Genomic DNA, 25,215 nt, shown 5'->3' on the forward strand with positions numbered 1-25,215 from the left:
GATTCACCTCTTAGTTTTTTATAACAAATAATGTCCCAATAATGATGAGTACGCTACTAATGACTAACTTTATATCTAATTGTCCTCCAAAAAGAAATAGTGAAAAAATGACTGTCCAAATCGAGTACGTCACATTTAAGCCTGTCGCTTTTACAGGACCAATAGTATCAATAGCTGAATAATAAGATAGATAGGAAAGGGTACCAATAAGTGCTAGACCGATAGTAAAAAGAATCGATTGTGAAGCAATAATGGTTGATAGACTGTAGATAACATCACCTTCTGCAACCATAAATAACAGATAGACTACACTTGAAACCCACTGCCTAATCAATAAAGCTTGTTTCGGCGAAATATCATCCTTCATACCGTAAGCGGTAATAACACTTTCCGAAGCCCAACCCAATACACATAACCCTGCTGCCAAGAAGCCAATGAAATCTCCTCCTGCATTAGAACTCCCACTATAACCAAGAAAAATTACAGCTACCATCGTCAAAGAAAGTCCAAACCACCCCCGTTTGGTCAAATAATCTTTTAACAAAATCGCCCCCAATAAGGCTGCGATAGCAGGATACAGGGCAGATATTGTTGCAGTTAGCCCCGTCCCTAACTTTTCTACCGCATACAGATAAGCTCTCATCCCCAAAGGACCTGCAAACAATGCCGCTATCATTACAAAATAAGCACTTCTACTTTTTAGTTTTTGAATTGTCATTTTGAGCTGACCTCTGACAGCTAGGTCAGAAGTTAAAAAAGTTGCTGAAAAAAAATCATGAAAAAATGCTAACAGTAAAGTAGAGGACAACATCTTATCATCTCCAGAAATGAAGGGGCTCATCAATAAAATCAATCCATTCAAAGATGTATCTAAGCCCCAAAACATCCCAGACAACAGACCTTGTATTGTCCCTTTTACACGATTATTCATATATCCCCCGTTTTCTAAGTTCGGTAATCAGCCAAGAACTATATTCTCTTGCAAAGTCATATTGTTTCTTAGCATAATCTCCAAAGTCCACACCTAGCATATGCTTATACTCACACCAATTGCTCCACAACAAGCCACAGGATGCAATATAGCAGTAAATTTTCAAGCGAATCTCTTCTGAACAATTATAGTCAAAATAGATATCAATCAACCGATCAATCTCTTGCTGATTGTACAAAGAATAGATACAGAACATAGCAATATCAACATGAGGATCCTGCATACCTGCATACTCCCAGTCGATTAAACGAATTTCTTCCTGATCTTCTTTGGAATAAATCAAAAAATTGTCTGGAATTGCATCAATGTGTGTCAAAACCTTCTTCTCGATATGCTTTTCAATAAATTCAGAGAGATTAAAAACCTGTTTCTTTACCTGATCGTAGTCATCATATGTAGATTTATTACCATTACGCAATGACTCATAAAAATCTATTTGAGCAAATATATCAAACTCATGTTCAACTTTTAACTCTAAGCTATGAAAATCCCGTAATTTAGACATACATATTTTCAAGTCAGATAAATCATTTGGATCACAGCTCCTAGCACTATCCACAAATCTAGTAATTTTATAACCATTAACTGGATTCAGATATATGATTTCATCACATATTTCTTTTCCATTCAATCTTCCATAGACCATTGCTTCTTGTTGGCGATCGATAAGCAAGTCAGTTCCCTCACCTGGTATACGCATAATATACTTCTCACCTTTACAAGAAAATAGAAAAGATCGGTTGGTCATCCCTTTTTTCAAAGCAGTTATTCCACTGATATCTTTTGTTTCCACCTGCAAAGTTTGACAGATAATATCAACAACCTCTGACTGTAGATGTTCTGAATGACTATCTAACTCTCTTAAATCCTCAAAAGTATTGATTTGCCTAATACTATCCAAGGGGACAATTTTGGGGCGAATCCACAATGACTGACTGTCATAAAGCGCTTCTTCCCAAAATGCTGTTTTCGCCAACTCACTATCTGCTATTGCATGCAGTGATTGTCTAAGTTTTACCCCATCTTTATGATCAATATAAGCAATACCAGTCATAGCACCCCAGTATTCCTTCTTACGGCTTTCCCAATCCTCATAGATCATATAGTAAGAGTCCGTTTCATCCGATAGAAACGGATTTGTTCTACACCAAATATCGCTAGGTAGAATAAAAGTATTAGAAATTTTCTCTGAGACCAAGAAAAGAGAGTACAAATTATTACTCTCACAATAATCTGCATTTTCTACCAAAATGATATCATACTTCTCCTTTAAGTAGGTTAACTCATCCTTCATATAGCCTACAACAACTGTTATAGACTCCACCCCAGCTTCTCGTAATTGTCTGATGAGGCGTTCAATAACCCTTTCACCATTGATGGACAATAAGGCTTTTGGTCTATCAATATTTATCGGAATCATTCGTAGACCGAACCCTGCAGCAAGGATAATGGCAGAACGCGGCACCTGTCCTTCTGGTTTATTATCGATTGTCAAATCATCTATACACTTCTCTTTAATCAATATTTCGACCTCCTACTCTACAGCCCTATCACCATAATCCAATGCCCCTGTCATAAGGTGTATCAATATTCAACAACTTATATCTGCTATTTTTATGTTATAAGTTTTTAATTAAAAACTATAAAATAGATTATGAACTCCTGACCAAAATTTTATCAATAACGACCGCCAAATAAAAGAAGGGCTCTAAGCATCCATCTTTACCCATTTTTCGATATTTCCAAGACAGCAAGTAACCTAGAAATTCTCTCAGAAGCAGAAAATTTATGTTTTGTATGCACTAGCCTCTCTTTCCATTCTTCAACCTGATTTTGATGTTCAATGACGTACTTCATGCCCTCATATAGGTCGTCGTCACTCAATCCAACTAACATGCCACTTTTTGCAGCATCAATAATCTCTTTTCCGCCACTCACGGAGGTCGTCAAGACAGGAATCCCTAACATTATAGCCTCTGAACAAGCGGTGCTAAAACCTTCTGCATATGAGGAACATACAAATAAATCTGCTTTTGATGTAAATTTATGTGGGTTTTTCTGCGCTCCTATAAATACTACCACCTTCTCCAGTCCATGCTCTTGCGAATATTTCACTAATTCACCATGTTGTGGTCCATCTCCAATAAGCCATAGTTTAAATGTGTAACCTTCATTCATTAAACGTTCTACAATCTTCAACAATCGTAAGTAACCCTTTTCCTCAGAATGTCTTCCAACAGAGACAAAAAGTAATTCCTTCGGAATTGCCAAGTCTATTTTTTCTTCTCCAAGTTTACACACCACATTATTATCGATAGGATTGTAGCAATACTCCACAGGCACTGCACATTGCAATTCCTTAAAGAGTCTATCTGCATTTTGCTTTGATACACAAACTACTCTATCGGCTTTTTTATAATATTCTTTAAGATGTAGTCCCTCATCATAACCATGCATCCATACATAGTGTTTTGACTTCACACTACTTGATGATACAACCGCACATGTAGCCAAACCATATTGAAAGCCAATCTCTATTTGATACCTATCACGCCCGAAAATCCAATCATGTAATAGAAATGCGGGAGCTAGATTTAAAATTGTCGACAAGCCTCTAAAGTAAAAACCCAAAATCGGTTTTACTTTAACCTTTTTGTTTATATCTTTTAAAATACTCTTGTCAAAATTAAAAATAGGTCTCAGTGTTACTTCAACCATTCTAGTATCAGCTAAATAGTTTGCCATTGCAATAGCTGATTGAGCCACACCGTCTGAATAAGTCAAATGATTAAATGAAAAACAGATTGTTTTCATATTTATTACGTATTCCTTCTAACTTTATGGAAGGGACATTAAAAGTTATATCCCTTATTTAAATTTAGGGCACCTCTATAAACTCCCAAAATTGCGAATTTGGAGTTACGAAAACCTTGTTAAATCAACATTTTAAATTTTAGAAAATTAGTTTTTAGAGATTCCCTTTATTCTATGCAAAACCAGAAATGGCTTCTTCTAGATCTTTTAAAGACATTTAGCCATAGCTATCAGAATATTTTCCCATCTTCTTGTTTTACTCCTGGAACGGCATCACTGTTCACTTCATCAAAGGGATATAAATATTCAGCTAACCTTTCTTCAATAACTTTAATCTCTACTTCAATGTTATGTTTTTTCCAAATCTGAGTATTATTAACTGATTGTTGTGGATTAAATTTTTTGAATTGCATACTGTGTAGTGAATTATCCAGACCAGTTAGCATCTCAATCTTCGCAACTGTTTCATCATATTTATAAATCATATCTTCAAAACGCAATTTAATGACCTGATTAGTATTATAACTTTCTACTTTCCCACTTTTACGCGTGTATAGAAACCAGTCGCAGAAAGTATTTACATCATCCGTTGGACAAATATTCTCTTTCCAGTAGAAGCGGTTACTTGTGTAAACATCTCTTGGATCGCGGTCTACAATAAAAACGGTGATATCATCAGAAAAGTAACGAAGAATTCGATTGAGATTCTGAGATGGAACCAACTGATCAACCTCTAGGAATGGCAGTCCTTCTGGATTAGCCGCCTGCATTAACGAAGCAACATAGTTCTGAACAGATTCAATGAACTTTTCCTGCGAAGGGTGCGAACAAAATATTCGTTCTCGGGATAGAATACTCTTTTTCCCATTTGTTAATTTTCGTAATATCTTATCCCATTGAATCAATATATAATACAGTACTTTTCCTTTGTCATATACATCATAGAACCACCAGCCAGGATATGAAAAATCAATTATAGAATCAATGAACTTTCTAGTCAACTTCATGTATTGATTGTTGAAAAAAGGCTCGTACCTTGCATTGAAAAAGGTACCGGCATTGAATTCCGATAATCTCTTAAAGCGCTTTAGAGCATGACCTGCATTGTGCCTGTCATGGCATTCACATAAATAATGTTCTAAATCAGAAACACCATCAATATCATATAAAAAGCGAAACTCATAATTCGTCAAATCCTTCACACAGGAGTACTCCGCAACCAAGTCTGTCAATGCACTTGAGCCGCTACCATAAAAACTTGCGCAAGTTATTATTTTCATTCTACTATATCCTAACTAAAGCATAATTAAAATCTACAAATAAACATTATTTACGAGCTAATTGCCTTCTTACTGTATTGAATAGCGATAGTAACTCTATTCTTGTATTGTTAAATATCATCAAAACTCCAAAATAGACTATAATACAGGTAAGAACCCCAACAATGTTAAAGAAAATATTTTTTTCAATTATATTTTGAAAAAGTAGTCCTAAACATCCCATTATACTTGCTGCACCAACATATACATTTAATTCTTTTGGATAATCTTTGAGCCTAAAATTTGCAACTTTTGACGCTATCCAATAATGCGTAACTGTCAACTGCCATCTTATTACAAAAGAAACATAGGTTATAACCATAAAACTACTATGCTCAAAATATAACAAACCCGTTGCAAGTAGCAGAGCTTGCAATATATTAGATAAAAATACATAGCCTGGTTTCCCCTTGGAAAGAATTGCATAGGCTCCTATATCCGCAAATATGACGCTCTCGCACATGACAAATCCCCATAAGCCGACAAAGAGTGAGGCTTCCTCCCATTGTGGTCCAAGTAGTGTTAGCGTAATAAACTTACGAAAAATAAAGATACCTACCCCTAAAGGAATAGTAAATAAACCAATAGACTTTTGAAAATTATTTACTGTTCGGTTAAAAGAGTCCGAGTCATTTTGTACTTTAGATAGTGTCGCAAATAACACATTCATAGTTGAAGCAGTAATAATCGAAATGATTTGATTTACAGTCGTAATTGAAATCTTATACAAACCTAGATAATACGAGCCTAATGATTGGCTAATAATAAAAACTGCAACATTCGAAACTAACCATGATGAAAGAGTCTCCAACATTGACCCTCCGCAAAACATAAACATGCTCTTCAGTTGCTCATAATCATAGTGAAGTTTTATGCGTTGCGTGGACCATATTATTAGAATAACGGTAATCACTAACTCCCCCACCAGGTTTCCAATGACCAACGACCAGTAAGATTGGGTGTATAGTGCTAAAGGTATCGTCACAAGTACAGGGATGAGCTTGGCAATAACTCTAATAATCCCGAGCTTTTTATAGTGAAAATTCTTTCTATATACTGCATATTGAATACTAGAATAGGACATCAGAGGCAATACTAAGGAATAGACTCTAATCACCGTCTCATAACCAGATACACCACTGAGGTTAGCAAGTGTTTCTGCATTTAGAAATATTAAAAGATAAAAAAATATCGAGACACCCAGATTTGTCCAAAAGGCTACACTGATATACTCATCTTGTTCTGAGGAAGAAACAAATTGATGCTGTACAATATATTTTTGGAAACCCGCATCTGTAAACATCTCAGCAAACGTAGTAATCATCATAATTGACGCGACAAGGCCAAATATTTCTGGTGTTAGAAGTCTCGCCAGAATCATATTGGTGATTGGCGAAATAAACTTAACAATAATTTCTGTCACTAACGACCACTTAACTGCCGATGTAACTTGATTTGACTCTACACTCACTTTCTTAATTCCACCTTACTACCTGTTTTACCTAAAAATGCAGTTCTGCGACATGTGGTTTGTATATATATTCTAATAAAAATCAAAGAATAAGATATTGCCTTCCAAATATAGTATGAATCTCTACGTGGTAATGTAAACCATAAAAACAACAAGATACTTATCCTGTACAGTTCCCATGGGCTAGTATGTTCTTTCAAATTTTTGACTCGTAAAAACGAAAAAATTATAAGACAAACGATAAAAATAGCAATTAAACCAAACCAACCAAAATTGATATAGGCCTCTGCGTTAAGGGAAAAACCTAAACCGAATGAATATTGCCAAAAATATTGAGAGTGCCAAGTTTCAAATATCCTAGATTGCTGATTTATTACATTTACAATACCTGTAATATCTAAAAAAGAAGGTATCGAACCGCCAATAGCAGACAAAATATATCCTTGCCCCCATAAAAAAGCTTCTTGCCCTGGAACAATATACATCATCGTAAATAGTGGAAAAACACTAATTCCTAACTCAGATAAAAAGCCTACCAAGAAGTTTCCGCCTGATAAGGCAAATAGGATATCTTCTCCTGTTCTATATGCATATACTACTCGGATAAAGATAATCAGCAATAGACCAATGAAGCTAATCTTAGATATATCTTTCCAATTATATTTAATATTCCCACTATTTTTGTTGTATGAAACAAGAGCTAAGATAAGCAATCCTGAAATACCTGTTGTCCTATCGCCACAAAGAGCAGTGAGAACTAACCAGATAAATACACCGAAGCGTGCTACTTGTGAACTCTTATCGCTTCTGAAGATAATTGTTAAGAGGGAAAATGGCATGAACATAAACTCTAAAAAGGTTACTAGCGTTGGAATGTTCTCTTCAAAAGCCCTAACAGCATAATACCCCCCTTCTAAACTTGTAAGAAATTTCATTGCAACAAGAGGTAGAGCTAAAATTGAAGTTCCCAAAAAACCCAACCATGCTACCCTACCAACTTCTAGAGGATTGTACTGATCAATAACATAGTGTTTCTCTTTTTGTAGTATGGAAACACAAATAATCCCAGCATAGCCTGCCACTACATTGCTAAGGGACGAAAAAATAGACACATCTTTCAAAAAAATTTTTAACGTACTAATATAGAAATCATAGAATGGGATATCTAGAGCTACCAGAAGTAATTGTCCATTTTGAAAAACATAAAATGCCATTAAAAACAGAGTGATAGGATTTATAACTCCCCCATTTAATTTGTTTATATAGACGATTTCAAGAATAAAAATTATTAAACTACTGAGAATGCTAAATTTTATTGTAAAATCTTCCTCAAAAGAGGAGCTTGTAAAAAATAGGAAAAATGCATATAACATGACGACTATAGCTCCAAATGCCACAGTCATAAAGTTTTTTTTAGAAATAACTAACATTCTAATACTCTTTCTGTTGATTAATTTTCTATTGAATCCTGTCACTAGAAAATTTATTGAAATTTACAAAGTCTACATACGGTTCCCTAACTTAGGAAATAACGATTTGAGATTAGTAACATTGTTTGTTGTTAACTTTACTTTACACCTACTGAATATATCACCTGTCCTGATTCTCCAACAAGGGATTCTATAATTTTTCACGAAAACTCAAATGGTTCACTATAAAGTAGCAACCTGCCTAAAAGGAGTTGCTGTAAATTTCCTTCATTTTTACTTCAACTCGCTCTAAAGAATATTTTTCACTAGATATAAGTGAACATTGAGAAAATTGCTTATATAAAACTGCATCGTCAAGGATTCTTGTTATAGCTACAATAAACTCATCTACTGCTGAGTTTTCTACAGTATACCCATTTTTTCCATCCTCTACTAAATCTCTATTTCCACGACAATTCGATACTATTAAAGGTAGTCCAGTTGCCATTGCTTCAAGTAAATTTACAGGAAGGCCTTCACGTTTAGAACTAGATAGGGCAATATCAGAAACTCTCATCAAATCAGGAATATCTTTTCTATAACCTAACAGAAGCACTGATTCTTCTAAACCTTTATCCTTTATGAGTTGGCGATAAGTATTCAATAATACTCCTTTACCAACCAGCAATAGAACAATATCCTTTCTTGTTTTTGAAAGTTGTTCCATCATTTCAATTAAAATAGATTGATTTTTATTGGCATTCAATTCTCCGACAAAAATTAGGTACTTTTTATTCTGGTCTAAACCCAGTACTAACTTTAGTTGAGCCTTTGTATTATCTGATATTGGTGAGAACTTCTCTAAATTTACTCCTACACCATTCACCAAGTGCAACCCCTTCATTTTGAAACGCTTCTTAGCAATAGCATAGTCCTCTTCATTGATAGTAATAATAGTATCTGTAAAGTAAGATAATATTTTTTCTACAGGGTAAAAAAGAAGCCACCCTACTCTACTTCCGCCTTTATAAAAATGAAAACCATGAGCGGTATACATATTATTGTCCACTTTGTGACAGTAACCTAAGATACGCCCTATTAGCCCTCCGATTGGGGTATGACTATGAACTAAATCATAGGTATTATCAGACATCACTCTATTCAACATTCTAAATGCGAGCCAATTACCAGGGTGAAACGGATTTCTTTGAAAGGGAATATCATATACGTTGACTTTATTTGCCTCTAAAAATTGTTTTAATTCTTGTACACTCTCAATAGAAATTGTACCTGAATGAGAAAAATTGGCTGCTACATCAACCTCAAAACCAAGTAACTGTAATATTTTTATATTGGAAATATTAAATTGTCCAATCATTGAAGCAACAGAGGCTACAATAAGAGCTTTTTTCATACTAAATACTTCTTTCTTTAATCGGATGACTTTTTTTAAAATTATCTATCTGATAATTAAAATCATACATGTGTTGAGACGAGAAACAGACCCAATCAATCCTATCGGATAACTTAAGTTTTGACACCTACTAACAATTTAGATCTTATTCAATACATATCCATACTAACACTCATTTTTCTAAAACGGAAAAAAATTATCTCCCAAAGGTACACAGGAATATCACTAAATCAATACTGCGTTCTAAAATATACTTAACTACTTAATTTACTTCTATAGTTATTAAAGAAACTTATTCTCGCACTCCCTACAAAATGAAACAATAGTTCGGGTTAACTCCGAATCCATTTTGATTATTTAGTAAGTGTCGGCAGGCCTTCAACACTAAATTTCGGTACATGAAGGTTACAGCATCACAAACCATTAATTCTACCGTTATCCCTTTAAAAGATTTATTATAGCATTGTAAATAGAGACGCGGTATTACAACGAGAAATATTTAAAATCGCAAATAGAACTTAATATCTGAGTCAACAGTAGTAGATTTTTTCGCTTGCATTATAACCAATCTTAGCCACTTCTGATATGTTTTCTCTTAAAAGAGAATATTCGGGTATTTCTTATACTCTTGGGAACCAAACACTTATTAAGATATTCGTTTCTAATTTCATAGTTACTTTGAGTTTACGCCATACATTTTTTATAGAAATAAACCAGCAATAGGAACAAGTATGTTTTTTATGGTACACATTTATTATTTTTTCATTGATACAAGTACCCTTCTTAAATATTTTAATTCATCAAAAATAGTGATTGCAATATAAAAGGGTAAACTTATTTTTTTCTGCTTTAATAATTCCATGAAATTCAATCTGTTCCCTTCTTGCATACCTTTTAAGTTACCTGATAGACCTCGCTCCCCAAAACCTCGCTTTCCACGATCATAGTGAACATTCTGTTCGGGTAAATAATAATATCCATATGCATGACAAATTCTTAAAAAGTATTGTCTATCCTCAGAATAATGGCGTTTCTCATCATATCCACCAATTTCATCAAAGATTGATTTTTTAAAAAGCACTGTTGAAGTCTGTGGAAACATCTTGATACAAATTTCTTGAATATTTGCTCTATGAAGTCTATCTATCTTGCGTCCAAGAATAGTTAATGGAAAGGTGGTATGATTACCACCAATGAAATCAATACTATCATTTACTAAAATTTCATCAATTTGCCTTTCAATTTTATTCGCAAACCACTCGTCATCAGAATCTAGCAAAGCAATCCAAGTTCCTAAAGCATTTAACATTCCTACATTTCTTGCTCTAGAAACTCCTGCATTTTCTTGATTTATTAGGCGAATGTTAAGATATGGATATTTTTTTGCATAATGTTCAACCTCGAATGCTGTCGAATCTGTAGAACCATCGTTAACTACAATAATTTCGTTAATATACTCCAAACAAGTTTGTAGCCTAACTGATTCTAAAGCTCTTACTATAACATTCTCAGAATTGTAGGCTGGAATAACCACTGAGATAGATGATGTTTCTATATTTTTTCCCAAAACTCTGTCTCCTTATTGTATCTTTTTAATCAGTTCTGTGAGAATACCCGATATCATTCAATAATCTTTATAAACAGTACTTAAACCAAATTTATACTACTACAGTTAAAGTTTCTGCGTGATGCAAAACATTAAATGCAATAAAACAATTTACTTACAACTTGAGTCCGTTTAATTCTTTTATCCTTTAATTTTTGTTCTATCATAATTCTGTATTTTTTATTGATTCCTCAAAATCGATTACCTGATATTCAAAGTCATAACGACTCATCTCTTTTTCATAAACAAGATTTCCAAATACTTTCTTCACTGTATCAAAATGGAACAATAACTTTATGACTGGATTAAATATTTTTGTAAAATATATTTTCTTTCCATGTACTTCAGCTATTACTTTAACCAATTCAGAAGTATTGACATATTCTGAATTTTGTGGACAAAACAGCCCACGCAACTCTAACTCTATAACTTTCCTGATAAATTCACAGAGGTTATCAATATGCAACATACTTCTAGAATTTAAAATTTTTGGAAAAATTGGTGTTAACTGAGTTAACTTTGATAAATTCGAATAATTTCCCTTAGAAGCTTTCCCATAAACTATAGGTGGTCTCACAATAACCAATTTAAACTGGCAGTCACGTAACTTGAGTAATTCCTCCTCAGCCTGGTACTTAGATTGACCATATTTCGTCGTTGGAATTGCCAGGGTTGAACTTGCTATTTTACCAGTATTGAGACCATACACACTCATGGTACTCAAGAAAATAAATTGAGAAACTCCTGCTTTTTTTGCTTTTTTTGCAATCAAAACTGGTAAATCAGTATTTACTTTCTTATACTCCTCATATGAAATTTTTTTCTCACGCTTGTGTACAATTGCGGCAACATGAAAAATAGAGTCATAGCCTGAAAAATCAAACTCTTCCCAATTGGGATCTAATAAATCAAGGGTATCAATTTCAAAATTACTATCCTTATTTTTCACGTATTCTTCAAACGAAGTTCCAATATATGAGTTTGCTCCTGTTATCAATACTCTTTTCATGACTTCCCTTTCTGCCCCGTTCCGCCTTCGACGACACCTTCACTTTTGGCTACGCTAATAAACGTTCCAAAAAAACACTTAATATCAAGCAGTAGCCCCATATTCTCAACATAGTAACCATCTAATTTTGACTTTTCATCAATCTCTAACTCATCACGGCCATTAATTTGAGCCCAACCAGTCAGACCTGGACGAATGTCATTTGCTCTATATTTATCTCGCTCCTCAATCAAATCGTATTGATTCCATAGGGCTGGACGTGGACCAACAATAGCCATATCTCCTTTAAAAATATTGAATAGCTGTGGAAGTTCATCAAGGCTTGTCTTTCTCAAAAAACCACCAACTTTGGTAATCATAGCCGTCGGATCCTGCAAAAGATGGGTTGGCATATCGCTTGGAGCATCTACATACATAGAGCGGAATTTATAAATCATGAAATATGTCTTATTCTTTCCAACTCTTTTTTGCTTAAATAGTACTGGTCCCTTTGAATCCAGCTTGATTGCAATCGCAATAATGACTAAAATTGGGCTGAAAACAAGGATAGCCACTCCTGATAGCACAATGTCAAAAACTCGTTTTAAAATTGGATACATTTCCCTCTCCTAATACTCAATCCTAAAATAATCTAAATACTGCTTAAACCTGTCGTGTGCAGTCAGACAAATATCTAATAAAAATCCATCCTACTCTCCCCATTCAGAAAGCCCCCGATAATAGAAGTATTTCATATCATCACCAATGATGAAGGGCACATGCCCATGTTTGAGGCACTCTTTAAACATAATCAACCGACCAACTCGACCATTACCATCTTGAAAGGGATGGATACGTTCGAATCGAACATGAAAGTCCAGTATATCCTCAAAGGAAGTAGGGGATAGAGCATGATAATTTCTAAGTAATTCTTGCATGCCTGACTCCACATACTCGGGTAGAGTCGTTTCACGTCCGCCGACTTCATTTGGGTACGACTTATAGTCTCCGACTTGAAACCATGACTTCCGAGAATCAGAGGTGCCTCTCTTTAAGATAGCATGAATCTCCTTTATCCAAGTTTCATTCAAATTATCTTGAAAGCTATCTAATAAAAAATCGACAGCCGTAAAATGATTGGTCGTTTCGATAATATCATCCACCTTTATGGTTGGATTGTCTTCAAAACCAATCGTATTGGTCTCATAGATATACCGTGTCTGGTCATGCGTCAGCTGACTACTTATATATAATTGGAATTGAAAGCCAGCTCTATTTGATTCTTATGATATAGACCACTTTTCAAACCTTAATTCTTTTCATCTAATAATCTATGACCTAACATATCTTACCTTAGGAAAGTATTCCAACCTTCCTAGAATCTAAATATTATTTAAACTCTAGGAAAGTAAAAATAACTTTTACTTTCTTCTATTCTTGCTTAGCAAATTCAAGCAAGACGTTTCTTAATTCAATCTTATCTTTTGATAATAGACTATCAATAAAAGTTTGAACTACCTCATCTGCTTTATTGGTTACACGACCTACGAAAATCTTTTCATGAATCTGTTCGCTAACACGTTCTTCAGTGGATAGTAACTCTTCATAGAGTTTTTCTCCAGGACGAATCCCAGATTCCACAATTCCAATTTCATCTTCAGTATGACCGCTTAATAAGATAACTTTTCTAGCTAGTTCTATGATATGTACTGGTTCACCCATGTCTAAGACAAAAATTTCACCACCTTTAGCCAAGTGTCCTGCTTGGATAACCAAACGACTGGCTTCTGGTATTGTCATGAAATAACGAGTCATTCTAAAATCAGTAACGGTAACAGGACCGCCTTTTTTGATTTGTTCCTTAAACAGAGGCACAACACTTCCGCGACTACCTAAAACATTTCCGAACCGTACTGCAGCAAATTGTGTTTGTCCAGGTTCATTCAGGCTAGTAACAATCATTTCTGCTACCCGCTTAGTCGCCCCCATAACATTTGGTGGATTGACTGCCTTATCGGTCGAAACCATTACAAATTTTTCAACCCTAGCTGCTTTGGCTGCCTCAGCCACATTCTTTGTCCCAAAAATATTATTCTTTACTGCTTCATGTGGGTTATATTCCATCAATGGAACATGCTTATGGGCTGCAGCATGATAAACAAGATCCGGTTTATATTCAGCCATGATTTCAAATAATAAATCTCTATCTTGAATATCCGCTATAAGAGGGATGAGTTCGAGCTTGTCTTGGCATTTTCCAGATAACTCACGATGAATGAGATAAATAGAATTTTCTCCATGTCCCAGCAAAAGCAATCTCTTTGGTGAAAACTTGACAATCTGACGACACAATTCTGATCCGATAGAGCCTCCAGCTCCTGTAACAAGAATCGTTTTCCCCTCAAAGTAGTGATTCAGTTCTTCTTGGTCCAACTCAACTTCTGGACGGCCTAGAAGGTCTGCTACATCAATTTCCTGGAAAGCACTGACGGACATATTACCTGCCAGTATATCCTCAATACTTGGCATATTATTGACTTTTACACCTATGCTATTGCAGATCTCAACAATTTTTTCTCTTTCCTTACCATTTAAAGACGGAATAGCTATTGTTACTTGATCAACAGCTAATTCTTTTACTAATCGAGGTATGTCATTTCGATTTCCTAAAACCTTGACATTGCGAATAAAGGTCCCAAGTTTATTTGGATCTCGATCAACAATACCCACGATTTCAAAGTTCAACTTTCTATCTTTAACGGTATTGATAAAGATATTTCCACCGTCTCCTGCACCCACAACAAGAATTCGCAAAGGGCTATCCGCCTTATGAAGCGCGTTTTTCTTCGTGTCATGCATCACCTTCCAAATGATACGTGGAGTGATCAGCATGACAAATGATAGAACGATTGACACCAAAATAAATCGATAGCTAAAGGTTTGCCAGATGATTATTGAAAGTATCAAAAAAATAACGTGGGCTGAAAATAAACTCAGGCCAATTTTAATAAAACTTTGATAACCAGTGTATCTTGTTATTAGTGAAAATACTTTTAATCTAACGGATATTATTAGATAGAAGATAAGAATAAATAAAACCGCTAAGTAAAATCTATCGTCCGAAATATCTACAATAATATCTAAAAATAATCTACTTAAGATCATGGATAGGATGATTAAGCAGCTATCCATAAACATTAGTATTAATCTTTTACTGTTTCTCTCCAAAAGTTTGTCAGTAACAGTTCCTAAATCCATTTTCTTCTCCACAATCTAGCACAAACAGCCTACAAGACCTGATTTTTTAATAATATTAGCGGATTTTTCTTAAACAAGGCTTTTGCTTTATCTTGGCCATATTCTTCGGCAATCAGCTGATAAGCATCCTTCATAAATGGTGGACGTGTTGTAGTATTGTGCATATCACTTGCAACGCAGTGAACAAGGTCTCTTTCTAAGAAGTACTGAACACGTTTCTTAAACTCTTTAGACTTATCACCAATTAATCCTGGTTTCAAAACATGGCTACTATTAACTTGCATGTAACATCCTTTGTCGATCAGCTCCTCTACACGCTCAGCCTTGTAAGCCAGAGCATCGTAGCGTTCAATATGGGCGAGTAAGGGTGTTACTCCTAATAACATCACCTCATGAACGGCCTCTTGAATGTCCTTCCAAGGAGTTCTCATACTAAATTCTAGTAAGACGTAGCGTGAACCATTGATAGTTGGTAGTTTTTTCTTTTCTAACTTTTCTAAAACATCACGGCTATAGTAGATTTCAGCCCCATAACACAGCCGAACCTCTGGGTAAGCTGCTTTTACAGCCTCTTTCAGTTCAAGAAAATTAGCCATGATCACCTTTTCAGGTGTTTCAAACATGCCTTTGCGTCTATGGGAGGTTGCTACGATAAAGCGCGCTCCTTGACGGTGAGCATGGCCAATCAAAGCCAGGCTCTCCTCTATACTCTTTGGACCATCATCCACACCAAAGATTATATGCGAATGAATATCAATCATCTCTCAAGTCCCTCTCTTATTGATGATATATCTTTACTACCTTAGGCTTTCTTTCCATAATTACCATAGTTTCCGTAATTACCATAATCACCATATTTTTCGGTTGTCACATCATATTTGTTCAAAATGACACCAAGGAATGATGTCCCAGTTTGCTCCAACTGATCTCTTACTTTCTTAACAGATGAACGTTTGACATTTCCAGCCTCAACGACTACCGCCATAGCATCACAGCGTTGGGCAATAATAGCCGCGTCGATAACCATTCCTAAAGGTGGACAGTCTACGATAACGTAGTCGTAATAGCGACGGAGGGTCGCAACCAAGTTTTCAAAATGCTTACTCTGCAAGAGGGCAGTAGGGTTTGGAGAAATTTTTCCAGACTCAATAACAGTCAAATTTTGGATATCAGTATCACACAAGCCCTGTGATAAATCTGTCGTTCCAGCCAGATAGTCTGTCAAGCCTGTAATTTTTGTTGTTGGCTTGAAGAAACCAGACATAACTGAATTTCGAATATCTGCGTCAAGAAGAACCGTTTTATAACCTGAGCGAGCATAGGCAATTGCTAAGCTAGCAGCCGTCGTACTTTTTCCTTCATTGGATTGTACTGAAGTAATACCAACTACCTTGATGTCTGAACCGCTTAATTGGATATTGGTTCGAATGGCATTGAAATATTCTTCTGTTTTTTTAACAAGTTCTTTTTTCGTACGCGCAATTTCTAAAGTTGCCATATTGTTCTCCTATTTCAATTTCTTAGAATCTGGTACCACACCCAGGAGTGGCATACCTAATACTTCTTCAACATCTTGTGGTCTCTTCACACGATCATCTAAAATTTCTACGACAAGGACCAGGGCAATGGCAAGAAAGGCACCTGCTACCAAGCCAATCGCAATATTTCTCTCAGTAAGTGGCGTTGAGGGCTCTTCTGCTGGTACAGCTTCTTCCAAAGTTGTGACATCATTAACCTTGGTAACATCTATAATCTTCTGCGCTGCAACAGCCCGCAAACTATTAGCAATACGCGACGCTTTATTCGGATCAGCATCTCGAACAGTAATCGAAACAATACGAGTATCAACTGGGATAGAAACAGTTACTTTTTCTTTTAAATCTTCTGAAAGATTCAAATCAGATGACACAAGCGCTAAAACATCTTGCGAAAGAATAATTTCTTTATAGTCTTTTACCAGATAGGTACCTGCTTGGAGGTCTTGGTTGGTTAATCCAACACCAGCCTCCACATTTTGACTAACTACATAGATTCGTGTTGTGGAATCATATTGAGGAGTAACCAAAAATGCACTATAGACGAAGGCAGCTCCTGCCCCAATCATTGCGGTTAGGAAGATGAGGATTTTCTTTCTCCAAATTGTTTTTAACAAAAACAGCACATCAATTTCAATTGCATTTACTTCTTGATTATTCATAACTTCTCCTATTGTTATTATTGTCCATCCAAAACAGTTTGAATAGCTGATTTTACTTGGTTCAAACTATCTTGGTTAATTTCCATCATGTATAGTTGAGAACCTGGCATAGCATAGGATGGTAAATCCATGCGCCCCGAACCAGTCAAGGCTTGAGACTCGACTGTAAACTGTGTCCCAGATTCCAATTGTCTATTGACCAAATCCATAATCGTTTCTAGGCTTAGGTCTGTCTGAATAGAACCTTCCAAACCTTTCAGAATAGCCTGATAGTTACCTAAATTCTCTGGCGAACTAAGTTTCTTGATCAAAGCAGCGATAACCTTCTCCTGGTTCTTACCGCGATCGTTATCTCCATTGGCTAAAGAATAGCGTTCACGAACAAAAATTAAGGCGCGCTCGGCATCCAAATGAACCGTTCCTAGAGGAAAGTGATGTCCACCACTTGTAAATTCTTGTTCATTTTGGATATCTACCCCACCAACCAAGTCTATCAGTTGGAGGAAGGAGGTGAAGTTTAGTCGAATATAGTTGCTAATATCAATGCCATAGAGATTTTCTAAGGTGTGGACAGAAGCATTTACCCCGTAAATTCCTGCATGAGTCAACTTATCATACTGGTTTTGCCCGCCATCAGCTATGGCCACGTAAGAGTCCCTAGGGGTTGTTGTTAGAAGAATCTTATGTGTCGCACGATTGACGGTCATGATAATATTGACATCTGAACGCGATACAGAGGTTATTGGCCCATAAGTATCTATACCACTAATGTAGATATTGAAGCTATCGCCACTAGCTTGTTTTACCGCTGTTTCAACTGGTTTAGACATTTTGAAACTGTAGATTTTCTTCACTTTGGAAGAAAAATCTGGGTCTTCACTCTCCAAAATATTGGTGAAAACTCCGTTTAATACCATGGCTTGGCTTTCACCATTTATCATAGATTGATAAGCCGTCAGATAGGAACTTGTTGGACTGGTTGTCAGCTGAACTGACTTGCTAGTAGATACATCATTTAGGAGACTGGCAATATTTTCTTGATCATACTCTGATGGAGCCAGTAAACTAGATACCTGACTAACATCTGTAATATCGCTGTTAGCTGGCACCAGAATGCTCATTTCATATTCTGAAAATGAGGCGCTGGAATTCAATTTGCTAGAAAAATCAACAAGCTCTCGCAACCCATATGTTCCTGCAGCCGTAACAATAGCAGATACGATCAAAAAAACGGTCGTGAAAACATGGAGTTGTTTTCGCCAAATTAGCCAGGCCGTCACCAAAGCCAAACCGATTAAGACACTTGCTACAATATGGTTCAGATATCGAAAGTTCAACATATTGTATTTATAGATAGTTAATAAAAGGATAATGAGGACACTGACATACAAAGCCCATAAGGCCCAGTTAATCCAATTAAAATTGAATGTTTCCCTCTTCCTGCTTCTATTCTTCATAATAGTCCTTCCTTATGCTTATAACCCTTCTATTATATCATATAAAAGCTTTATTCATATAGCAGAATCTGCTCTTGAAATCGCTATTATTCAATTTTCTTAAAAAACATTAGCCATTTCTTAAGAAAACCAGTAAATTTTTCTTGGATTCGATAGGATAAAACTGAAAACCATCGACATCAAATCTTTTTATATCTTCAATATCTTGAATGGCATGTTTAGCCAGCCATGAAAGCATCCGACCACGCCCTTTTTTAGAAATGGTTGAATGGACTTTTAGCTGACCATTTTTCTCTTCCTTGAAAATAACCTTGACCAATTTTTCCTGCACTTTTGGTGAAAAGACTTGTTCAAATTCTGACGAAGCAAGTGAGAGCAGGACATCCTCATCAATCACCTCTGCATCATAATGGGAACGCCAGTATTGTTTTAAAGATTGTTTACCAATCTTTAAATTTCCCTGAAAGTCAAGACGATGGGGTGAAATGAGTTCAAATGGAGAAATGAGACCATATAAGGCTGTTGCCACCCGTACATGCTTCTTGTGATAGTTCTCCTCTTCTGCTGTCAGGTCCCTTCTAGTCATGTAACGATACATAAGACCATCATATAGTTGCCAGGCCGGGTAAGACTTGGCTTGACTTTGCCTAATCCTCTGCCATCGATCCAGTTCTAACTGGGCCTTGTCCTCGGATAATTTATATAAACTAGCCAGCTCCTCTAGGCTATATTGACCAATAGCCTCTAGGACCGATATGCTGGTATCAGACAGGGTTTGAAAGGCTTGATTATCCAGATTGGTATTTAGTTCTTTGGCGTTAGGAATAATGATTTTCATTCCCTCATTATACCATATAACTACTTGACTTCTCAAAGTAAATCATCTGGCTCGACCTTGTTTTTCCAAAAAAATTACCTTATACTAGTCTTAATTATTTCTGTAGGGGGACAGTTACAATGGATAAGTACCAGCGAATTATTCAAGATATCTTGGAGGGGATTGAAAACAATCAGTTTAAACGTGGTGAAAAACTGCCCTCTATTCGACAACTCAGTCAGAACTACCAGTGCAGTAAGGACACTGTTCAGAAGGCCATGTTGGAACTAAAATACCAAAACAAGATTTACGCAGTAGAAAAGAGCGGCTACTATATATTGGAAGACAAAGATTCTAAAAACCAAATGGTTGAACTAGACCCTGCGGATTTTCAGGAGCTGCCTTATGAGGATTTTCGAGTGTGCCTACATGAAAGTCTGATTGGGCGGGAGAACTATCTGTTTAACTACTACCATCAGCAAGAAGGGCTTGCTGAGTTAATCTCCTCTGTCCAACAACTCTTGATTAACTATCATGTCTACACAAAAAAAGACCAACTGGTTATTACAGCTGGTAGTCAACAGGCCCTCTATATCTTGACCCAGATGGATTTCGGATCTGAGAAAACTGAAATATTGCTAGAAAATCCAACTTATTCCAGGATGGTTGAGTTGATGCAACACCAAGCTATTCCCTATCAGACAATTGAACGGGATTTTGATGGTATTGACCTGGTCAAGCTGGAAAAAATCTTTCAAACTGGAAAAATTAAATTCTTCTACACCATTCCCCGTCTGCACAATCCTCTGGGAAGTACCTACGATACAGCAAGTAAGACTGCCATTCTGAAGCTAGCTAAGAAATACGGGGTCTATATTATCGAAGATGATTATCTGGCGGACTTTGATTCTAGTAAAAGCTTGCCCCTCCACTATCTAGACACCGATAATATGGTCATCTATATCAAATCCTTTACCCCTACACTCTTTCCAGCCCTTCGGATTGGTGCTATCAGTCTGCCCCAGCAGTTGAAGCCTGCTTTTATTAAACATAAGAGTTTGATTGATTACGATACCAACCTCATCATGCAGAAGGCACTTTCCCTCTATATCGACAATGGAATGTTTGCCCGCAATACCCAAAATCTCCATCAGGTTCATCATGCCCAGTGGTTAGATATACAGACCAACATGGACGAAACTAAACTAAATATTCCCTATCGCATTTCCAAAGGAAGCGTGACCTTCCAGCTGAAAAAAAGTCAGGTCAGTCCATTTATAGAGAAACAACTTGAAGGAGCCGCCTTCTTTTCTGGAGAGGACCACGATTTTCTACAAATCCAGTACACTAGTGAGTTTAAGACAAGATTGGAAACATTCTTAGAGAAAATGACAATGTGAGGACAACATTTGAAATAGATCCCCTACTAGCTATACCGTATTGCGAAACAAAGGTCCTCAAACCTATAGCTTGAGGACCTTTCTTGTACCTAAGTCATTTTCAAAATGAACTCTTATTTTGAATTTATTTCATAGCCCATCAAAAGACCGCCTTCTTCTGCATAAAAAGAGCAAAGGCCTGATGTCGGTACCTCTTCGATGATTGCACTAGCAAATTCAGCCTTGACCAAGTCTGAAAACTGTTGGAAGAACTTAGCATTGTTACGGTGAGCCATGACAATACGACCGCCCTTATAGCCAGCCTTCTTCATCTCATCAAAGGCAGCTGTGACAGATTTCTTATGACCACGCGCTTTCTGGAGCAATTCTAGCTTCCCTTCGCTACTTGCTTCCCCAACCATACGGATATTGAGAAGGCCAACGACTGTTCCAAGCAATTTGCTGAGACGACCATTTTTCACCAAATTATCAACCTTGGCAAGGACAAAGAGCAATTTACTATTTTCTTGGTAGGCGGTGATGGCTTGTACAAGCTCATCAAATTCCAAACCAGCCGAAATCAGTCGATTGATTTCATCAACAATGAGATCCATTTCTCCGCCAGCTGAAAGGCTATCAATGAGATGGATATTGACTTCAGGATGTTCCTCGACAAACATATCACGCGCCACACGAGCAGCATTGAAACTACCTGACAAACCACCTGTCAAGGTTATAACAACAACATTTTCCGCTCCCTCAAATGCTGTCTGATAGGCCTGTGGACTTGGACAGGCAGAACTAGCTGCTTCAGAAGAGGCGTACATCACCTCCATCATCTTGTCAATGTCCAAGTCAGCCTGGTCAACAAAGGTGTCTGCACCAATCTGAATGGTCAAGGGCACACTGACAAATTCTGTATCAGGGGCAAGGTTATTTAACTGACGATAGTCACAGCCTGAATCTGCAACGATTTTCCATTTTTTCATGTTCTACTCATTTCTAGTATTACTTTTTTATTTGACAATAGCAGACTATTTCCTTACAATTATATCATTAAACTAGTCCTTCTGAAAGCATTTTCTTTCAGATGTAACAGTCAGGAAAGGAAAGCTATGGCAGAACGTAAGATTTCACCAACTTCTTTAAAAAATCTCTATCAATCCAATAAAGAAACCAATCAACTGACCAAAGAATCCATCGAAACAGCTCTGCTATTTCTCCTAGAAAAAAAGGACATCAAGCAGATATCAGTATCCGAGTTGGTCAGAAAGGCTGGCGTATCACGCAATGCCTTCTACCGCAATTACAAGTCCAAAGAAGAGATTTTAGAAACCTACTACGAGCGGACTTCTAGCAACCTTAAGAAGAAATGGCAAGACTTGCAGGACAAGGTTCAAAAGGAGGGCGTCAAGCAGAGTTTTGCAGAGTTTGTCCAGGAGCAAAAACGCAAGGCAGAGCAAAGCAAAACCTTTTCCAATGTCAGTCAATGGATCAAAGAAAAAACAAAACGGGATTAAAAAGTCCTGTTTTTTTGTGCTTTCTCACCAAAAAAACTTGACCAAAATAGCCAAGTTTTTAAGGAGATTATGAAAATATTTAGGATTGACTATAGTATATCGTAACCGCCAACCGTTTCCATCGGTCTTATCGTCATTTAGTTTTTCTTTTATTACGTCGTTAACTCGCTTTGCCGTACTTCAGTACAGCCTACAGCTCGTTGCCTAGTACTAAAAGTAAACTAAAAGACTATAAGACTATAAGACTGAAAAATACGTTGCAACCAAAAATTTTCTATATCAAATCTATTTTTTACCCAATTTTCTCGTCTTTTTGAGGGCGGCGGCGACTGCCTTGATAATGGCGTAACGGAAGCCTTCTTTTTCAAGAGCTACCACGCCTGCGATAGTCGAGCCTCCTGGCGAGGTCACTTCCTGTCGGAGCTGGGCTGGGTGCTTGTCGCTGTTCAAGACCATCTGGGCAGTTCCTGCCAGAGTTTGAGCCGCCAAAACTTTAGCATCTTGGGCCGTCAGCCCATTTTGCACACCGGCATCCGTCAAAGCCTCAATCATCTGATAGACAAAGGCTGGTCCGCAGCCTGCGATAGCCGTCGCTGCGTCGATCAGGCTCTCTGGCACCTGCTGGACCTTGCCTGATTTTTCTAGGATTTGTTCCAATAGCGGAGCGAGATTTTGATTGACCAAGCTGTAGGTCGTCATGCCTTGGCCGATAGCGACCGGTGTATTGGGCATGATGCGAATGAGGTGGTCTGCCGATACATATTCTGCCAGGCTGTCAAGGGTCACACCCGCTGCCATAGAAATCCAGATAGCTGAGGAATTCTGGCTGATCTGGTCCTGTAAGCCTGACAAGACTGACTGAATCAGGTGAGGCTTGACCCCAAGGAAAATGACCTCGGCCTGCTCTGCTATTTCCCCATTAGAAAAAAGCTGACCGCCCAGCTGAGTTTGTAGAGCCTGGGCTTTTGCTGGGTTATGATTGCTGAGGAGGAGCTGGGTATCTGGCTGCTGACTGACTGCATAAGCCAATGCCGCTCCCATGTTGCCCAGTCCGATAAATCCAATCTTCATCTTGACCTCCTAACGAATGTGGCCGTCGCCTGTGATGATGTACTTGTAGGTGGTCATCTCACGCAAGCCCATAGGACCACGGGCATGCATCTTCTGAGTGGAGATGCCCAACTCGCAGCCCAGACCGAACTCTCCACCGTCTGTGAAGCGGGTCGAGGCATTGACATAGACTGCCGCCGAGTCTACGTAGAGCGTAAAGAGGTCTGCCGTCTGGCTGTTTTCCGTCACAATGGCCTCGCTGTGCCCTGTTGAATGCTGAGCGATGTGGCTGATAGCTTCTTCCACACTTGAAACGACTTTAACAGCCAAGATAAAGTCCAGAAATTCCGTGTCAAAATCTTGGTCGCCTGCTGGTGTGGATTGGTTGAGGAGAGCCTGAGCCTTCTCGTCAGCCCGCAATTCTACCTGACCAGAAAGAGCTTCTTCCAAACGAGGTAGGAATTGGCTGGCAATTGCTTCATGAACCAGTAAAACCTCTGCCGAATTGCAGACAGATGGACGACTAGTCTTGGCATTGACCACAATCTGCAAGGCCTTGTCCAAGTCTGCATCCTTATCTACATAGACATGGCAGATGCCTGTGCCTGTTTCTATAACTGGCACTGTCGCATTTTCCACAACAGCTTGAATGAGCCCTGCACCACCGCGAGGCACCAAGAGGTCAATCTTGCCTTTTGCCGTCATCAACTCTGTCGCAGAGGTTCGGCTGGTATCTTGGACTAGTTCGATGACCTTAGGTGATAGGCCAACTTCTTCCAAACCAGCTTTGAGGGCTGTGACAATAGCTTGAGCTGAATGAAAGGCTTCCTTTCCTCCACGCAAGATAACCGCATTACCACTCTTGATGGCCAAGGCTGCGGCGTCTGAAGTCACATTGGGACGGCTTTCGTAAATCATCCCCACCAAGCCAAAAGGAATAGACTTCTTACTAATCTTCAACCCGTCTGTCCGAGTGGATTCTTCCAAGACCAGCCCGACAGGATCTGGCAAGTCAATCAAGGCACGAATACCGTCTGCCATGGCTTCAATCCGCTCTATTGTCAGGAGTAATCTGTCCTGCATGACTTGGCTAATCTTGCCTTGGGCATTTTCCATGTCGACGGCATTACCTGCTAGGATTTCCTCAGTTTGGGCAACCAACTGGTCTGCCATGGCTGATAGGGCCTGGTTTTTTTGTTCGGTTGTCGCTAGATTGATAGAGGCCTTATGGACCAATAAACTGTCTAATAATGCTTGTGTTGTTGTCATATTTTTCTCCTATTTAGTCTTTCAGTTTGCTTTTAGTACTTGCTCCAACATTCTAGGAATAGACTGTTGGAGGTCAGAAATAAAGCGAATGATGTTCGCACCAAAAGCTGCAGGCTGCTTGTACAGTCGAGTGACTGTACAAGGTTGGAGATTGCACTTGCTAAGCAAGTTACTTCTACCAAGTACGGCAAAGCGAGTTCAAACAATCCGGTGGAGTGTTTGAAGTTGGAAATAAAGAAACGAAGTTTCCTCATGC

At 37.6% G+C, this 25,215-nt stretch carries 22 protein-coding genes; 2 read left to right on the forward strand and 20 right to left on the reverse strand.

What is annotated here, in order from left to right; translation table 11 throughout:
• Window positions 1–10 precede the first annotated feature (10 nt).
• From PW220_RS07125 to yaaA, 17 genes are all read right to left on the reverse strand, one after another.
• On the reverse strand, window positions 11–931 hold the full coding sequence (locus PW220_RS07125; protein WP_248055009.1) for a DMT family transporter: 921 nt from the start codon (window positions 929–931) through the stop codon (window positions 11–13).
• Window positions 924–2,513 carry an NTP transferase domain-containing protein gene (locus PW220_RS07130; protein WP_248055008.1) on the reverse strand — a complete coding sequence of 530 codons (1,590 nt, stop codon included), beginning with the start codon at window positions 2,511–2,513 and terminating at the stop codon, window positions 924–926. Before PW220_RS07130 ends, PW220_RS07125 begins: the two co-directional genes overlap by 8 nt.
• A gap of 200 nt (window positions 2,514–2,713) precedes the next feature.
• Window positions 2,714–3,805, reverse strand: coding sequence for a glycosyltransferase (locus PW220_RS07135; RefSeq protein ID WP_248055007.1), 1,092 nt, complete (start codon window positions 3,803–3,805; stop codon window positions 2,714–2,716).
• Between the two features lie 230 nt (window positions 3,806–4,035).
• The gene (locus PW220_RS07140; RefSeq protein ID WP_004194951.1) at window positions 4,036–5,085 is read right to left on the reverse strand and encodes a hypothetical protein; all 1,050 of its coding nucleotides are present in this window, start codon (window positions 5,083–5,085) and stop codon (window positions 4,036–4,038) included.
• Window positions 5,086–5,131: 46 nt separating this feature from the next.
• On the reverse strand, window positions 5,132–6,547 hold the full coding sequence (locus PW220_RS07145) for a lipopolysaccharide biosynthesis protein (protein ID WP_248055006.1): 1,416 nt from the start codon (window positions 6,545–6,547) through the stop codon (window positions 5,132–5,134).
• 44 nt (window positions 6,548–6,591) lie between these two features.
• The gene (wzy, locus tag PW220_RS07150; protein WP_248055005.1) at window positions 6,592–8,025 is read right to left on the reverse strand and encodes an O-antigen polysaccharide polymerase Wzy; all 1,434 of its coding nucleotides are present in this window, start codon (window positions 8,023–8,025) and stop codon (window positions 6,592–6,594) included.
• Between the two features lie 241 nt (window positions 8,026–8,266).
• Window positions 8,267–9,418, reverse strand: coding sequence for a glycosyltransferase family 4 protein (locus tag PW220_RS07155; protein ID WP_248055004.1), 1,152 nt, complete (start codon window positions 9,416–9,418; stop codon window positions 8,267–8,269).
• A 754-nt stretch (window positions 9,419–10,172) separates the two neighbouring features.
• Entirely contained in the window at window positions 10,173–10,985 is an 813-nt protein-coding gene (locus PW220_RS07160; protein WP_248055003.1) for a glycosyltransferase family 2 protein, read from the reverse strand.
• Between the two features lie 202 nt (window positions 10,986–11,187).
• Window positions 11,188–12,033 carry an NAD-dependent epimerase/dehydratase family protein gene (locus PW220_RS07165; RefSeq protein ID WP_105118338.1) on the reverse strand — a complete coding sequence of 282 codons (846 nt, stop codon included), beginning with the start codon at window positions 12,031–12,033 and terminating at the stop codon, window positions 11,188–11,190.
• Window positions 12,030–12,632: a sugar transferase gene (locus tag PW220_RS07170; protein WP_248055002.1), complete on the reverse strand. Its 603-nt coding sequence runs from the start codon at window positions 12,630–12,632 to the stop codon at window positions 12,030–12,032. The genes PW220_RS07165 and PW220_RS07170 overlap by 4 nt, the downstream gene beginning before the upstream one ends.
• A 90-nt stretch (window positions 12,633–12,722) precedes the next feature.
• Window positions 12,723–13,175, reverse strand: coding sequence for a Fic family protein (locus tag PW220_RS07175; protein WP_248055001.1), 453 nt, complete (start codon window positions 13,173–13,175; stop codon window positions 12,723–12,725).
• A gap of 268 nt (window positions 13,176–13,443) precedes the next feature.
• Window positions 13,444–15,270, reverse strand: a complete 1,827-nt coding sequence (locus PW220_RS07180) for a polysaccharide biosynthesis protein (protein WP_248055000.1) — start codon at window positions 15,268–15,270, stop codon at window positions 13,444–13,446.
• Window positions 15,271–15,299: 29 nt separating this feature from the next.
• Complete coding sequence (gene cps4B / locus PW220_RS07185) at window positions 15,300–16,031, reverse strand: capsular polysaccharide biosynthesis protein Cps4B (RefSeq protein ID WP_248054999.1); 732 nt, start codon at window positions 16,029–16,031, stop codon at window positions 15,300–15,302.
• A gap of 41 nt (window positions 16,032–16,072) precedes the next feature.
• Window positions 16,073–16,768 carry a tyrosine-protein kinase gene (locus PW220_RS07190; protein WP_248054998.1) on the reverse strand — a complete coding sequence of 232 codons (696 nt, stop codon included), beginning with the start codon at window positions 16,766–16,768 and terminating at the stop codon, window positions 16,073–16,075.
• Between the two features lie 9 nt (window positions 16,769–16,777).
• Complete coding sequence (locus PW220_RS07195; protein ID WP_248054997.1) at window positions 16,778–17,467, reverse strand: Wzz/FepE/Etk N-terminal domain-containing protein; 690 nt, start codon at window positions 17,465–17,467, stop codon at window positions 16,778–16,780.
• 17 nt (window positions 17,468–17,484) lie between these two features.
• Window positions 17,485–18,924: an LCP family glycopolymer transferase CpsA gene (gene cpsA / locus PW220_RS07200; protein WP_248054996.1), complete on the reverse strand. Its 1,440-nt coding sequence runs from the start codon at window positions 18,922–18,924 to the stop codon at window positions 17,485–17,487.
• Window positions 18,925–19,033: 109 nt separating this feature from the next.
• Window positions 19,034–19,762, reverse strand: coding sequence for a peroxide stress protein YaaA (yaaA, locus tag PW220_RS07205; RefSeq protein ID WP_248054995.1), 729 nt, complete (start codon window positions 19,760–19,762; stop codon window positions 19,034–19,036).
• A gap of 119 nt (window positions 19,763–19,881) precedes the next feature.
• On the opposite strand from yaaA, the gene PW220_RS07210 reads away from it, so the two are divergent.
• Window positions 19,882–21,141 (forward strand): aminotransferase-like domain-containing protein, encoded by a 1,260-nt coding sequence (locus PW220_RS07210; protein WP_248054994.1) that lies wholly within the window; start codon window positions 19,882–19,884, stop codon window positions 21,139–21,141.
• Between the two features lie 113 nt (window positions 21,142–21,254).
• Here the strand turns inward: PW220_RS07210 and PW220_RS07215 are convergent, their stop codons facing one another.
• Complete coding sequence (locus tag PW220_RS07215) at window positions 21,255–22,109, reverse strand: DegV family protein (protein WP_248054993.1); 855 nt, start codon at window positions 22,107–22,109, stop codon at window positions 21,255–21,257.
• A 126-nt stretch (window positions 22,110–22,235) separates the two neighbouring features.
• On the opposite strand from PW220_RS07215, the gene PW220_RS07220 reads away from it, so the two are divergent.
• Complete coding sequence (locus PW220_RS07220; RefSeq protein ID WP_248054992.1) at window positions 22,236–22,640, forward strand: TetR/AcrR family transcriptional regulator; 405 nt, start codon at window positions 22,236–22,238, stop codon at window positions 22,638–22,640.
• 285 nt (window positions 22,641–22,925) lie between these two features.
• On the opposite strand, the gene proC is transcribed toward PW220_RS07220, so the two are convergent.
• Together proC and PW220_RS07230 are read right to left on the reverse strand one after the other, a co-directional pair.
• Entirely contained in the window at window positions 22,926–23,711 is a 786-nt protein-coding gene (gene proC / locus PW220_RS07225) for a pyrroline-5-carboxylate reductase (protein ID WP_248054991.1), read from the reverse strand.
• Window positions 23,712–23,720: 9 nt separating this feature from the next.
• Entirely contained in the window at window positions 23,721–24,959 is a 1,239-nt protein-coding gene (locus tag PW220_RS07230) for a glutamate-5-semialdehyde dehydrogenase (RefSeq protein ID WP_248054990.1), read from the reverse strand.
• Window positions 24,960–25,215 lie beyond the last annotated feature (256 nt).

The organism is Streptococcus sp. 29892 (assembly GCF_032594935.1).
In the GTDB taxonomy this organism is placed as follows: Bacteria; Bacillota; Bacilli; order Lactobacillales; family Streptococcaceae; genus Streptococcus; species Streptococcus hyiners.